General features: G+C 70.2%; 12 protein-coding genes. 10 read left to right on the top strand and 2 right to left on the bottom strand.

All coding sequences use genetic code 11. From position 1 onward, the window contains the following. The first annotated feature begins 57 nt into the window (after nt 1-57). The 7 genes from ftsH to ACQEU6_RS32695 all read left to right on the top strand — a co-directional run bounded on the left by ftsH (nt 58) and on the right by ACQEU6_RS32695 (nt 5,669). The gene (gene ftsH / locus ACQEU6_RS32665; RefSeq protein WP_499337009.1) at nt 58-2,061 is read left to right on the top strand and encodes an ATP-dependent zinc metalloprotease FtsH; all 2,004 of its coding nucleotides are present in this window, start codon (nt 58-60) and stop codon (nt 2,059-2,061) included. 32 nt (nt 2,062-2,093) lie between these two features. Continuing rightward, the gene (gene folE / locus ACQEU6_RS32670; protein ID WP_499340416.1) at nt 2,094-2,699 is read left to right on the top strand and encodes a GTP cyclohydrolase I FolE; all 606 of its coding nucleotides are present in this window, start codon (nt 2,094-2,096) and stop codon (nt 2,697-2,699) included. Nucleotides 2,700-2,856: 157 nt separating this feature from the next. Then, nucleotides 2,857-3,780, top strand: a complete 924-nt coding sequence (gene folP, locus ACQEU6_RS32675; protein ID WP_499337011.1) for a dihydropteroate synthase — start codon at nt 2,857-2,859, stop codon at nt 3,778-3,780. Then, nucleotides 3,777-4,214 (top strand): nuclear transport factor 2 family protein, encoded by a 438-nt coding sequence (locus tag ACQEU6_RS32680; RefSeq protein ID WP_179837860.1) that lies wholly within the window; start codon nt 3,777-3,779, stop codon nt 4,212-4,214. Before folP ends, ACQEU6_RS32680 begins: the two co-directional genes overlap by 4 nt. Next, nucleotides 4,211-4,576, top strand: a complete 366-nt coding sequence (gene folB, locus ACQEU6_RS32685; RefSeq protein ID WP_499337013.1) for a dihydroneopterin aldolase — start codon at nt 4,211-4,213, stop codon at nt 4,574-4,576. The genes ACQEU6_RS32680 and folB overlap by 4 nt, the downstream gene beginning before the upstream one ends. Continuing rightward, the gene (folK, locus tag ACQEU6_RS32690) at nt 4,573-5,160 is read left to right on the top strand and encodes a 2-amino-4-hydroxy-6-hydroxymethyldihydropteridine diphosphokinase (RefSeq protein ID WP_499337015.1); all 588 of its coding nucleotides are present in this window, start codon (nt 4,573-4,575) and stop codon (nt 5,158-5,160) included. The genes folB and folK overlap by 4 nt, the downstream gene beginning before the upstream one ends. Further along, entirely contained in the window at nt 5,157-5,669 is a 513-nt protein-coding gene (locus ACQEU6_RS32695; RefSeq protein WP_499337017.1) for a DUF3180 domain-containing protein, read from the top strand. Before folK ends, ACQEU6_RS32695 begins: the two co-directional genes overlap by 4 nt. 45 nt (nt 5,670-5,714) lie before the next feature. Here ACQEU6_RS32695 and ACQEU6_RS32700 read toward each other — a convergent pair whose 3' ends face one another. Next, nucleotides 5,715-6,863 carry an NADH-quinone oxidoreductase subunit D gene (locus ACQEU6_RS32700; protein WP_499337019.1) on the bottom strand — a complete coding sequence of 383 codons (1,149 nt, stop codon included), beginning with the start codon at nt 6,861-6,863 and terminating at the stop codon, nt 5,715-5,717. Nucleotides 6,864-6,942: 79 nt separating this feature from the next. Here ACQEU6_RS32700 and ACQEU6_RS32705 point away from each other — a divergent pair, with 79 nt between their 5' ends. The 3 genes from ACQEU6_RS32705 (at nt 6,943) to ACQEU6_RS32715 (ending at nt 10,625) form a co-directional block, all read left to right on the top strand. Next, the gene (locus tag ACQEU6_RS32705; protein WP_499337021.1) at nt 6,943-7,602 is read left to right on the top strand and encodes a PH domain-containing protein; all 660 of its coding nucleotides are present in this window, start codon (nt 6,943-6,945) and stop codon (nt 7,600-7,602) included. A 353-nt stretch (nt 7,603-7,955) separates the two neighbouring features. Further along, the gene (locus ACQEU6_RS32710; protein ID WP_499337023.1) at nt 7,956-9,101 is read left to right on the top strand and encodes a PH domain-containing protein; all 1,146 of its coding nucleotides are present in this window, start codon (nt 7,956-7,958) and stop codon (nt 9,099-9,101) included. A 315-nt stretch (nt 9,102-9,416) separates the two neighbouring features. Next, complete coding sequence (locus ACQEU6_RS32715; protein ID WP_499337025.1) at nt 9,417-10,625, top strand: cytochrome P450; 1,209 nt, start codon at nt 9,417-9,419, stop codon at nt 10,623-10,625. 379 nt (nt 10,626-11,004) lie between these two features. Here ACQEU6_RS32715 and ACQEU6_RS32720 read toward each other — a convergent pair whose 3' ends face one another. Continuing rightward, nucleotides 11,005-12,021 (bottom strand): SAM-dependent methyltransferase, encoded by a 1,017-nt coding sequence (locus ACQEU6_RS32720; RefSeq protein WP_499337026.1) that lies wholly within the window; start codon nt 12,019-12,021, stop codon nt 11,005-11,007. Nucleotides 12,022-12,039 lie beyond the last annotated feature (18 nt).

Here is a 12,039-nt window from a genome sequence, read left to right on the forward strand (position 1 = left end):
GAGGATCGCACACAGAGTTGGTCAGGAGGGACGGGCCCCTACGGGGTAACCGGATAAATGGACGTGAAGCGCTATTTTCGCGGGCCGCTGCTGTGGATCCTGCTGTTCGGCCTCTTGGTCGCCCTCGTCATGTGGGGCGTCAATCCCGGCCGTTCGTTCGAGAAGGTCGACACATCCAAGGTCGTCCAGGAGATCAACGCGGGCCAGGTGAAGTCCGCGAAGATCATTGACAAGGACCAGCGGATCGAGCTGACGCTCACCAACGGCAAGCAGCAGCAGGCCTCCTGGGTCGAGGGCCAGGGCCTCCAGCTGCAGCAGCAGCTGCAGACGCAGGCCAACGCCGGCAAGCTGTCCGGCGGTTACAACGTTGATGTCCCCAAGCAGAGCTTTTTCCTGAACCTGCTGTTCAGCCTGCTGCCCATCGTGGTCATCGTGCTGATCTTCCTCTTCATCATGAACCAGATGCAGGGCGGCGGCTCGCGGGTGATGAACTTCGGCAAGTCCAAGGCCAAGCTCATCACCAAGGACACCCCGAAGACCACCTTCGCCGACGTGGCCGGGGCCGACGAGGCCCTGGAGGAGCTTGAAGAGATCAAGGACTTCCTGCAGAACCCGGCGAAGTTCCAGTCCATCGGCGCGAAGATCCCCAAGGGCGTGCTGCTGTACGGCCCGCCCGGCACCGGCAAGACGCTGCTGGCGCGCGCCGTCGCCGGCGAGGCCGGTGTGCCGTTCTACTCGATCTCCGGCTCCGACTTCGTCGAGATGTTCGTCGGCGTGGGCGCGTCCCGGGTCCGCGACCTGTTCGAGCAGGCCAAGACCAACGCCCCGTCGATCATCTTCATCGACGAGATCGACGCCGTCGGACGGCACCGCGGCGCGGGCCTCGGCGGCGGCCACGACGAGCGCGAGCAGACCCTGAACCAGCTGCTGGTCGAGATGGACGGGTTCGACGTCAAGGGCGGCGTGATCCTGATCGCCGCGACGAACCGCCCCGACATCCTCGACCCGGCGCTCCTGCGTCCCGGCCGCTTCGACCGCCAGGTCACCGTGGACCGTCCCGACCTGGAGGGCCGCAAGGGCATCCTGCGGGTGCACGGGCGCGGCAAGCCGTTCGCTCAGGACGTCGACCTCGACGTGATCGCGCGCCGCACCCCCGGCTTCACCGGCGCCGACCTGGCCAACGTGATCAACGAGGCGGCGCTGCTCACCGCGCGCTTCGACCGCAAGCTGATCGACATGGACACCCTGGAGGAGTCCATCGACCGCGTCATGGCCGGGCCGGAGCGCAAGACCCGGGTGATGTCGGAGAAGGAAAAGAAGATCATCGCCTACCACGAGGGCGGGCACGCGCTGGTGGCGCACGCGCTGCCGAACTCCGACCCGGTGCACAAGGTGACGATCCTTCCGCGCGGACGGGCCCTGGGCTACACCATGACCCTCCCGATGGAGGACAAGTTCCTCACGACCCGTTCGGAGATGACCGACCAGCTCGCCATGCTGCTGGGCGGACGCACCGCCGAGGAACTGGTCTTCCACGAGCCGACCACCGGCGCGGCCAACGACATCGAGAAGGCCAGCTCCATCGCCCGCAACATGGTGACCGAGTACGGCATGAGCGAGCGCCTCGGCGCGCGCAAGTTCGGCTCCGGGCAGGGCGAGGTCTTCCTCGGCCGCGACATGGGCCACGAGCGCGACTACTCCGAGGACATCGCCTCGGCGATCGACGACGAGGTCCGGCGCTACATCGAGGGCGCGCACGACACCGCGTGGGAGATCCTCGTCGAGTACCGGGACGTCCTGGACGAGCTCGTCGTCAACCTGATGGAGAAGGAGACGCTGTCCAAGAACCAGGTGCTGGAGATCTTCGCGCCGATCGAGAAGCGGCCGCACCAGAACTCCTACACCGGCTACGGCAAGCGCCTCCCGTCCGACCGTCCGCCGGTGCTCTCGCCCAAGGAGCTGGCACTGCTCGGCCCGCAGGACGTCACCGACCTGACCAAGAACAACGGCCAGAGCGGCGTCACCTCTGAGGCCGTCGACCCGGCCCCGGGCGAGAGCTGACGGCCTTGGCGATCCCGTACGACGAGGCGCCGATCGAGAACGACCCGCCGGGCGAGACACTGCACGGCGGGCGTTTCGACCACGCGCGCATCGAGAAGGCCGTCCGCGAGATCCTGATCGGCATCGGGGAGGACCCGGACCGCGACGGGTTGCGCGACACCCCCGCCAGGGTGGCGCGCGCGTACGCCGAGCAGTTCGCGGGCCTGCGCCAGCAGCCAGAGGACGCGCTGACCACGGTGTTCGACGCCGACCATGAGGAAATGGTCCTGGTGAAGGACATCGAGGTGTACTCCGTCTGCGAGCATCACCTGGTTCCTTTCCACGGGGTCGCCCACGTGGGGTACACGCCCAACAAGAGGGGTCAGATCACCGGTCTGTCGAAGCTGGCCAGGCTGGTGGACGTGTACGCCCGCCGGCCGCAGGTGCAGGAGCGCCTCACGAGCCAGGTGGCCGACGCGATGATGGCGGTGCTGGAGCCGCGCGGCGCCATCGTGGTGATCGAGGCCGAGCACCTGTGCATGACGATGCGCGGGGTGCGGAAGCCGGGCGCGAAGACGGTGACGTCGGCGGTGCGCGGCGACTTCCGGGATCATGCCGAGACGCGGTCCGAGGCGATGAGCCTGATTCTCGGCCGCTGACGAGCTCCCGGGCTTCCCGGGTGCGTCCGAACGTCTGAACGGGCCTCAGCGTCAAGCTGAGGCCCGTTCTGCTGCTCCCGGAGAGGGTATGCCGGACGGACAGGGCCGCCGAAGCGCCGCTCCGGCGGGTCGATCGCAAGGCATAGGGTTGGGTGACATGACCAGTGCCGCCGTTCCGGGGCTGCCCGAGCCAGGGCGCTGCCTCGTCATGGGCGTGGTCAACGTGACCCCCGACTCCTTCTCCGACGGCGGCGCCTGGTTCGATCCGGAGAAGGCGGTCCGCCACGGGCTCGATCTCGTGGGCGAGGGCGCCGACATCGTGGACGTGGGCGGCGAGTCGACGCGCCCTGGCGCGCAGCGTGTGTCCCAGGAAGAGGAACTGCGCCGCGTGGTGCCCGTCATAGAGGCGCTCGTGGCCGAGAACGTTCCCGTGAGCGTCGACACCATGCGCGCCGAGGTCGCCGAGGCCGCGGTCGACGCGGGCGCCCGGCTGGTGAATGACGTGAGCGGCGGCCTGGCCGACCCTGACATGCCGCGGGTGGTGGCCGCCGCGGGCGTCCCGTACGTGGTGATGCATTGGCGCGGCCACAGCCACGACATGTACAACCGCGCCATCTACACGGACGTGGTGCGTGAGGTGCGCGACGAGCTGCTGCACAGGGTCGACGCCGTGCTGGGGGAGGGCGTCGACCCGTCGATGGTGGTGCTCGACCCCGGGCTGGGCTTCGCCAAGAACCCGGAGACGGGGCACAACTGGTCGCTGCTCGCCCATCTGGACGCGTTCACCGGTCTCGGTTACCCCGTCCTGGTGGGAGCGTCCCGCAAGGGGTTTCTGACGCGCCTCCTGGCGGAAGCGGACGGGACGCGTCGTCCGTTCGGCGAATGCGATGACGCCACCGTGGCCATCACGTCTCTCGTAGCGGCCGCCGGGGCATGGTGCGTAAGGGTGCACAGGGTCCGCCCCAACGCCGACGCGGTACGAGTGGCGGCGGCGATGCGCGCGGCCCGTCCGGTCGACCAGGACAGCGTCCCCCCGAACAGCCTTGAGCAGGTCAGTGACGACGGGAGTCCCCGCCTATGAGCCGTGCCGTGAACCGCGCCGACGTGGACGAGGTCCATGCCGAGTTCTATGCCGCGTTCGAGGCCGGTGACTTCGACCGCATGTCCGCGGTCTGGGCGGACGGCCAGTACGCCGAGGGCGTCTCCTGCGTGCACCCCGGCTGGACGATGCTGCGGGGACGTGAGGCGGTCCTGCGCTCGTGGGCGCTCATCATGGCCAACACGTCCTACATCCAGTTCGTGCTCACCGATGTGGAGACAGACGTGTACGGCGACCACGCCGTGGTGACGTGCAAGGAGAACGTTCTGACCGCAGACGAGGACACCGAAGCAGGGTTCCTCGCCGGTGGAAGCATCGTGGCGACGAACGTGTTCGTACGGGCGGGCGGGGAGTGGCGGCTGCTGCTCCACCACGGTTCCCCCGTCCTCAACGTCGTGGATGCAGAGGAAGAATGACTCTCGACCGCATTGAACTGCGCGGGCTTCGGGCACGGGGACGCCACGGGTGCCTGCCCGCCGAGCGTGACCTGGGCCAGGAGTTCGTCGTGGACGCCGTCCTCGGCCTGGACACGCGCCCCGCCGCGGAAGGCGACGACCTCTCGCGTACCGTCGACTACGGAACGCTCGCCGGCCGGCTGGTCGCCGTCGTGGAGGGGGAGCCCCTCAACCTCATCGAAACGCTGGCCGACCGGTTGGCGAAGATATGTCTGCAAGAACGGACGGTGTCCGAGGTCGAGATCACCGTCCACAAGCCGAGCGCCCCGATCCAGCATCCCTTCGCGGACGTCGCCGTGAAGATCACGAGGAGTCGCCCATGACCGCGTCCGACCGCATGCCCGACCGCACCGCCACCGGGGGGCACATGCTGGTCCAGCACCGGGTCGTGTTCTCGATCGGCAGCAACCTCGGGGAGCGCCTGGACAACATCCAGGAGGCGGTCGACGCCCTGTTCGACGCACCGGGGCTGAACTTCGTGGCGTTCTCTCCCGTCTACGAGACCGCCCCCTACGCGCCGCCCGGGGAGAGCATCCCCGAGCAGGGCGACTTCCTGAACATCGTGCTCATCGCCGACACGCGCCTGCCACCGGAGAACCTTCTGGAGCGGGTCCTGAACATCGAGAACGCGATGCGCCGCGAGCGCGTGGTCCGCTGGGGCCCGCGCACCCTCGACATCGACATCGTGACTTTCGGGGACATCACGTCCGACGACCCTGATCTGACGCTCCCGCACCCCCGCGCGCACGAGCGCGCGTTCGTTCTCGTCCCGTGGTCCGACATCGAGCCCGACGTGCTGCTGCCGGGGCACGGCCGCGTGGGCGACCTGGCCGAGGCCAAACAGGCGGAGGGCGGCCCGTCGGCCTGCCGCCGGCGTGACGACCTGCCCTTGCAGCAGCCTGCATGAAGCCGTCCCGCCCACTGTTCCTTGTCGCCCTCGTGGTGGTCATAGGGGTCATCACCTGGGCGGTGCTGCGTTCTGCCTACCTGTCGCTGCCCCCGCTGCCGTGGACGGCGGTGCCGACGCTGCTCCTGCTCGCCCTCGCTGAGGCGTTCACCGGGCTGAACGTGCTGCGCCGCATCCGCCGCAAACCCTCCAAGGGGCGCGCGCCGGACAACGTCCGCAAGCCGAGGCAGAAGCCGCTGGATCCCATGGCGGTCGCGCGCCTGGCGGCCCTGGGGAAGGCCAGCGCGCACTCCGCGGCGGTCATCGCGGGCGTGTTCGGCGGGTTCGCCGTCAGCCTCGCCTCACAACTCGACAAGTCGACCCCCCGGCATGACTTCTTCGTGAGCGGCGGCACGTTCCTCGCGGCCGTCGTGCTGGTGGCGGCGGCGTTCTTCCTGGAGTTCGCGTGCCGGGTGCCCAAGGGGCCGGACGAGGAGCAGCACGACCAGCGCGGTGCGTCCCGGGCCTGAGGCCAGGGGCGGGCGCCGGGCTGCCTGTGCCGCGAGGGCGCGGGGCTACTTGTCGATGTCGCCGACGACGAAGAACATCGAGCCGAGAATGGCGATCATGTCGGCGACGAGGTTGCCGGGCAGCAGCTCCGCCAGCACCTGGATGTTGTTGAACGACGCGGACCGCAGCTTCATCCGCCACGGGGTCTTCTCGCCGCGCGACACCAGGTAGTAGCCGTTGATGCCCAGCGGGTTCTCCGTCCAGGCGTAGGTGTGCCCCTCGGGGACCTTCAGGACCTTCGGCAGCCGCTGGTTGATGGGGCCCTGAGGAAGCTCGGCGAGGCGGTCGAGGCAGGCGTCCGCTAGGTCGAGCGACGCGTGCACCTGGTCCAGCAGGCACTCGAAGCGGGCCAGGCAGTCCCCCTCCGACCGGGTGACCACGCGGATGTCCAGCTCGTCGTAAGCGAGGTAGGGCTCGTCCCGGCGCAGGTCGAAGTCCACACCGGACGCGCGCGCGATGGGCCCGGACACCCCGTACTGCAGGATCTGCTCCCGGGTGAGGACGCCGACCCCCCTGGTGCGGGCCCGGAAGATCTCGTTCCCCATGATGAGGTCGTCGATGTCGCTCATGCGGGCCCGGACCTCCGAGACCGCCGCCCGCGCGCGCGCCGTCCAACCGGCGGGAAGGTCGTCCTTCAGCCCGCCGACACGGTTGAACATGTAGTGCATGCGTCCACCGGAGATCTCCTCCATGACCCGCTGCAGGACCTCGCGCTCGCGGAACGCGTAGAAGATCGGGGTGATGGCGCCCACTTCCAGCGGGTAGGAACCGAGGAACATCAGGTGGTTGAGGATCCGGTTCAGCTCGGCCAGGAGCGTCCTCGCCCATACCGCGCGTACGGGGACCTCCATGCCGAGCATGCGTTCGACGGCGAGGACGACGCCGAGCTCGCTGGAGAACGCCGACAGCCAGTCGTGCCGGTTCGCCAAGACGATGATCTGCCGGAAGTCGCGGACCTCGAACAGCTTCTCCGCTCCACGGTGCATGTAGCCGACGATGGGCTCGGCGGCCGAGATGCGTTCGCCGTCCAAGGTGAGCTTCAACCGGAGGACACCGTGCGTGGACGGATGCTGGGGGCCGATGTTCAGGGTCATGTCCTCGGTGGCGAGCTCCTTGGCGCCCGCACCGATCCCGACGATCCGTTCGGTGGTCATGGTCGAGCCTCCGCCACTCCGATCACCGCTTCATGGTCCCATGGCGAGCGGTAGTCGTTATCCGATTGACTAGGGGGCAATGAACGCGAGCCACGGCGAACCGCCGTTCGATCCCGCCGCGCACCCTGGACAGCAGGGCGCGGTGCGTCCGCCCGCGCCGTCCGGTCCGGGCCACGGCGGTCAGCCCCCTGGTCAGGGACAGGTAGGGGCACCCTACCCGCCGCGCCAGGGACCGCCCGCCTACCAGGCGGACCAGGCCTTCGCGCCTGGCGCCGGCCTTCACTGGTCGCCCGTTTCGAAACGCCACGCGTGGCACAGGCTTGTCACCGCGGTCCTGTGGGCGATTCCCGTGGGCGGTGTGGGCGCCTTCATCATCTGGAGGAACGGCACCGTGGTCGCGGCCTCGATGTGGGTCGCCGCCGTCGTCCTCGGGGTCATTCTCACCTGGGTGGTCGCCGAACTGGACCGCCGGGCCTACGGCTATGTCGAGCGTGGCGACGACCTCATCGTGACCCATGGCGTCCTCGTCCGGCGGCTCATCGTGGTCCCGTACGGGCGGATGCAGTTCGTGGACGTCACCGCAGGGCTTCTGGAGCGGTGGATGGGTGTCGCCACCGTCCGGATGCACACCGCGGCCGCAGCCACGGACGCGACGATCCCGGGACTGCCCACTGCCGAGGCCGCGCTCTTGCGCGACCGTCTCGCGCAGAAGGGCGAGGAACGGAGCATGGGCCTATGAGCGGCCCCTACGGCCCGTATGGTCCGCCTGGACGCCCCGGTCCGCCCGGGCCGCCCGGGCCACCCGGGCCACCGGGTCATTACGGTCGTCCTGCAGGGCCGCCGTACCCGCCGCCCCGCCCGGGGTACGGCCCGCCCCGGCCTCCGTATGCCTATGGACCGCCGCAGCCGCAACGTCCACCGATCCGGTTCTCGGAGGGCACCCACAGACTTCACTGGGCGACGGCACCCCTGCGCGCGTTCGTCTTCCTCATCATCTACTTCGTCCTGCTCGGCTTCCCGCTGCTGCTGACGCAGACAGACGGCGGCATCACTCTGGCACTCACGCCGGAGGTGATCCTGCGGTTCATCCTCGTGACCATTCCCATGGGGCTGGTCGCGGTAGGAACCGGCCTGTGGACCTGGCTCGCACTGCGCTTCCGCGTCGACAACGACGACCTCGTCGTCGAAACCGGCATCCTGCGTAAGAACGCGCGCCGCATCCCGCTTTCGCGGATCCAGGCCATAGACGTCGTGCGCCCCTTGGTGACGCGGGTGTTCGCGCTTTCTGAGGTGCGCGTGGAGCTGGCAGGGGGCGAGCAGAGCGAGATCGCTCTCCGCTACCTGGGACGGCAGTCGGCGCAACAGTTGCGTGCCGAACTCCTCGCCCGCGCTGCGGGGCTCCCGGGCCACACTCCGGAAGCGCCCGAGCGTCACCTGTGGCGGGTCTCGTTCGGTTCCCTGCTCGGATCGCTCGTCGTGCGGCTCCCCGTCCTGGGGACGGCGCTGCTCTTCCTCGCGTCCCTCATCTTCCTGGTGATGTACGCGGAGGGCGGCATCCTGGCCGTCACCATCCCGGTCCTGCTCGGCCTCATCCGAGCCGTGATCGCGCCGCTGGTCATGTACGCCAACTTCACGGTCGCGATGTCACCTGACGGGATCCGCCTGCGCTACGGCCTGCTGGAGACCCGGATGCAGACTCTGCCGCCGGGCCGCGTCCAGGCCGTCAGCATCGTCGAACCGTTGATCTGGCGCAGCCTGGGCTGGGCCCGCGTCGACGTCACCGTCGCCGGATACGCGGGCGAGCGCCAAGCGCTGTCGTCGACCCTGCTGCCCGTCGCGCCCCGGCACGTCGCCATGCACCTCGTCTCGCAGGTCTTCCCAGGGACGCAGGTGGACGCCGTCACCCTCGTCCCCGCGTCCTCCAAGACCGTGTCGATCGAGCACGCGGAAGGCGCCGGCACCGACGACGTGGTCTTCGTGTCCCGGCACGGGTGGCCCTGCCGCCGCACGGACGTCATCGCCCACGCGCGCGCGCAGAGCGTGCGGCTGACCGTGAACCTCTTCCAGCGCATGCTGGGCCTGGCCACCGTCCACGTGGACGCGCCCCCGGGACCGGTCCAAGTGGCTGCGGCGGACCGCGAACTGGGCGAGGCCCGCGCGATCGTCGAATCCACCTCACGCCGAGCCCTCGCCGCCCGCCGTGCCGGTGGCGGCGACCCCACCCACTGGGCCCGCTGACGACTTATCCACAGAACCGCGTTCTACTTCCGCGCCCCTGAGCGTCCCCCGACGATGAACACGTCGGCCCGCCCAAGGGGGGAGGGCGGGCCGACTCCGCCCAGCAGTGACACGACCCCGCGGAAGGGACGTCCCCGATGGACCTGCCACATTCGCTGAAGCCCCAACCAGCTACAGCTCAGCTCCCGCGCCCGCCCTGTCTTCCGGTGAGGAGCGGGGCGCGGGTGCTCATGGCGGTGCTGCAGGCTGTGCCGCCCGGATTGCTCGGGTCGGCTCCGCTGTCGATCGGCTGCGAAGGGCGCATATCTTCGGGACATGAGCGACCTGGCCTACGATCCCTGGTCCGCCGCGTTCGTGGCGGACCCGTATCCGGTGTTCGAGCGGCTCCGCGCCGAGCGGCCGGTGTTCTTCCACGAGCCCACCGGCCAGTGGGTGATCAGCCGGTACGAGGACGTGGACGCGCTGCTGCGCGACCGGCGCCTCGGGCGGTCCTACCTCCACATCGCGAGCCACGAGGAGTTCGGGCAGGAGCCGGAGCCCGACTTCCTCAAACCCTTCTGGGACCTGATCCGCGCCGGGATGCTGGACGTGGAGCCTCCCACCCACACGCGGCTGCGGCGCCTGGTGTCCAAGGCGTTCACGGCGCGGATGGTGGAAGGCCTGCGCCCGACGATCCGGCGCCTCGCCGAGGAGCTCGCGTCGGGGCTCGCGGACAGGGGCGGCGGCGACCTGCTCGCCGAGATCGCCGAGCCGCTGCCGGTGAACGTGATCGCCGAGATGCTGGGCGTCCCCGTCGAGGACCGGCACCTGCTGCGCCCCTGGTCCGCCGACATCTGCGGCATGTACGAGCTGAACCCGCCCGAGGAGGTCCAGTGGACCGCCGTCCGCGCGGCCGTGGAGTTCTCCGACTACCTGCGGAACCTGGCCCGCACCCGGCGGGCCGAACCGGGAGACGACCTGATCACCGCGCTGGCCCACGTCGTGGACGAGGGCGACCGGCTCACCGAGGACGAGCTGATCGGCACCTGCGTTCTCCTCCTCAACGCGGGCCACGAGGCCACCGTGAACGCGACCGGCAACGGCTGGTGGACACTGTTCCGCAACCCCGACCAGCTGGAGCGCCTCCGCTCCACCCCGTCACTCGTGCCCACCGCGGTCGAGGAACTGCTGCGCTACGACACCCCGGCGCCCATGTTCGAACGCTGGGTGCTGGAGGACATCAGGGTCGCCGGCGTCGACATCCCCCGTGGCGCCGAGGTCGCCCTCCAGTTCGCGTCCGCCAACCGTGACCCGGAGGTGTTCGCCGACCCGGGCCGGCTCGACCTGGGACGCGACCCGAACCCGCACATCACCTTCGGCCTCGGCATCCACTACTGCCTGGGAGCACCCCTGGCCCGCATTGAACTCGCCGAGTCGGTCGGCGCGCTCCTGCGCGCAGCCCCCGACCTGCGCCTCACCACCGAACCAGACTGGAAGCCCGGCTACGTCCTACGCGGCCTGACCGCCCTCCAAGTGGAGCGCTGACCAACCCCGTCCGCAGAAGGGCCGCGGTGAGGCTGGTGGCTCGCTGCCTTGTGCCGACGGCCAGGCCAGTGCCCTTCGGAGCGCGTGCGGCCTGGAGGCACGCCGGCGGGCCGGACGCACACCGACGCGACCTGGTAGCGGGCGGCCAGTGCGCCAGGTGCCAGGTCGGCTTCCAGCAGTGGCGCCGGCCTGGACGGGAAGGGCGCCTCCTGACCTGCTGCGACGCGGCTTGCCGACTGCGACGCGTCCTGCCGGCTGCGACGCGCCTTGCCGGCTGCGGCGCGTCTTGGAGTCACTCAGGAGCAGGCGTGGGGCGCAGGAGGGCGCGGGTCCTGGCATGCGGGCTTCTGCTGGGTTCGGAGAGGGCTGGGCTTGCGGGTCAGTTGAGGTGGGTGAGGAGGGTGGGGATGGGGATCTCGGTGGTCTGGGTGAGCCAGCCGAAGCCGCCCAGGCCGTCGGGGTCGATCAGTTCGGCGTCCTCGCCTGCGTGGCAGAGGGCCGCTACGTAGGCGCGGGGGTCCTGGTGGGCCAGGGTGAGGGGCGGGCGGGCCCCCGAGAGGCCCAGGGCGCGCAGGGCCTCGCGCTGGGTCGTCAGGAGGCTGGACGTCGCTCCGGCGCGGCGTCCCGCGACCTGGCAGGCGTCGAGTGCGACATGGGCGGTGACGTCGCACGATCCGTCCGGGACGGCGGGGACGGTGGCCCCGTCGCGGTAGCCGGTCAGCGTCCCGTACACGGGCCGGGACTCGCGGGAGTGCGAGTAGTCGACGGCGAGCGCGAGGCCGGCGGAGAGGCGGCCGATCACCGAGGCCCAGGCGGCGCAGCGCGGATGCCCGATCTCGGCGCGGTCGCCCGGTTCGGCCAGCGGCCACCACAGGTCCAGCCAGCCGCGGTCCTCGTCGGACGGCGGCGGCCCCGGCCGCTCGGTGCCGCTGAACGGGTCGACCAGCACGGTCCGGACGCCCTCGGGGGTGCGTTCCACCACGTCCAGGGGGACGTTGTCGAGCCACTCGTTCGCGACCGCGAGGCCGGTGATGCGGGCGGGCAGGTCGGGCCGCCAGGTGATCCGGGACGGGACGTCCGCGGGGCGCGGCGCGAGTTCCACCGCCGTCGGGACGAGCCGGGCGTCCAGGTCGGGCGGCACGCAGGCCAGGATGTTGCCCAGCAGGCGCCCGGAACCGGCGCCGATGTCGACCACGTCCAGGCGGTCGGGGCGGCCGAGCAGGGCGTCGACCTCGACCAGCAGGCGGGCGATGGCGGCGGCGAACCGCGGCGAGGCGTGCACCGAGGTGCGGAAGTGCTCGGCGGGGCGTTCGCGCCGGTAGAAACCGTCCTCCCCGTAGAGGGCCCGCTCCATCGCGGTGCGCCACGTCAGCCATCCGGAAACCAGCGACTCCACGACTGCGACGTTACCGTG

Origin of the sequence: Spirillospora sp. CA-108201, from assembly GCF_050936235.1 — a bacterium.
Taxonomy (GTDB): Bacteria; Actinomycetota; Actinomycetes; order Streptosporangiales; family Streptosporangiaceae; genus Spirillospora.